Source organism: Rhodococcus sp. MPR-R1B (assembly GCF_058793255.1).
This window is the reverse complement of record NZ_JBXAFO010000074.1, coordinates 1-1841: the sequence shown is the minus strand read 5'-3', so window position 1 is coordinate 1841 and position 1841 is coordinate 1. Positions and strand designations below refer to the sequence as shown.

At 59.3% G+C, this 1841-nt stretch carries 1 protein-coding gene; it reads left to right on the top strand.

All coding sequences use genetic code 11. The features are described 5' to 3' along the window. Positions 1-1841: amino acid adenylation domain-containing protein (locus tag AC1Q61_RS32675; RefSeq protein WP_492654934.1), on the top strand; the 1841-nt coding region annotated here is incomplete at both ends.

The following is a 1841-nucleotide window of genomic DNA, read 5'->3' as shown; positions in this document are numbered from 1 at the left end:
TCGTTCGACGATGCGGGTGCTGCGGCGGGGATGGCGGTGTCGTTGACGTATGCGACGGATCTGTTCGACGAGTCGACCGTTGCCTCATTTGCTGAACGATTCGGACGAATCCTCACCGCAGTAGCGGTGGATTCGTCGGTGTGTGTCGGTGATGTGGAGTTGTTGGATTCGGTCGAGCGTTCGCTGGTGCTGGATGGCTGGAACGATCAGGTTCGGGTGAAGCCCGAAGTGGATACGACGTTGGTCTCGATGTTCGATGCGCAAGTGCTGGCTCGGGGCATGTCTACTGCGGTGGTGTTCGAAGATCGTAGAGTGTCGTATGTCGACTTGGACGCTGCAGCGAATCGTTTGGCTCGCAAATTGATTGAGTCAGGTGTGGGTCCGGAGTCGTTGGTGGCTGTCCTCCTGCCTCGATCGGTTGACTTGGTCGTGTCGTTGTTGGCGGTGCTGAAGGCAGGTGGTGCCTATCTGCCGATTGATCCGAGCTATCCCGCTGAGCGGATTGCGTTCACGCTCGACGCGGCGCGGCCGGTGTGTGTTTTGGGTGGGGCCGAACTCGATCTCGACATTCCTGTGTTCGACGTCGCGTCCATGGATGTGTCGAAGTACGACGGATCTTCAATCACCGATCATGATCGCGTTGCTCCGCTACGTGATTCGAATAGTGCGTATGTGATCTACACCTCGGGATCGACGGGTCGACCGAAGGGTGTTGCGGTCTCGCATCGCAACGTCGTCGAGTTGTTTGCCAACAGTCAGAGCCGGTTCGAGTTTGACGATTCCGACGTATGGACGTTGTTCCACAGTTACGCATTCGATTTCTCGGTGTGGGAATTGTGGGGGGCGTTGTCATTTGGTGGCACGGTTGTGGTGGTCGATTTCCTCACGTCGCGTTCTCCCGAACAGTTCCGGGAGTTGGTTGCTCGCGAGCGAGTGACGGTACTCAATCAGACTCCGTCTGCGTTCTATCAATTTGCTGAGGCCGACCGAGTAGCGGGTCAAGCGGCGACACCGCTGTCGTTGCGGTACGTGATATTCGGTGGCGAGGCGCTGGACTTTGCGCAGTTGGAACGGTGGTTCGAGCGCCACGACGATCGGTCCCCGCGGTTGGTCAACATGTACGGCATCACGGAGACGACTGTTCACGTGTCGTTCCTCGAGGTGGATGCGGTGTGGGCGCGTGAGGCGACAGCGTCTGTGATCGGACGCGGGTTGGGCGGACTCTCGGTGTTCGTGCTCGATGATCGATTGCGTCCGGCTCCGGTGGGAGTTCGCGGCGAAATGTATATCGCGGGAGAGCAGCTTTCGCGCGGGTATGTAGGACAGCCAGGTCTGACGGCCGGCCGCTTTGTGGCGAATCCTTTTGCGCACACGACTTCCGGTGCGGTGATGTATCGCACCGGTGACGTTGGGCGGTGGAGTGTCGACGGGCAGCTCGAGTATGCAGGCCGCAGCGATTTCCAGGTCCAGTTGCGTGGATTCCGGATCGAGCTCGGCGAGATCGAAGCTGCGCTGTTGCGTGTTGAAGGTGTGGCGCGTGCAGTCGTGCTTGTGCGTTCGGATGCTTCCCTTGGAGATCGTCTCGTGGGGTACGTGGTGCCGGAGTCCGGTGTCGACCTGGTGGTTGCTGATGTCTTGTCATCGGTGGCGCAGTTCCTGACCGGGTACATGGTGCCGGATTCTGTGATGGTGCTCGAAGAATTGCCGTTGACAGTCAATGGCAAGTTGGATCGGAAGTTGTTGCCGGAGCCGGTGTTCGAGAAGGCGGTGTTTAGGGCTCCGGTGACGGCGGTGGAGGAGATCGTCGCGTCGGTCTTTGCCGAGGCGTTGGGTGTTGATCG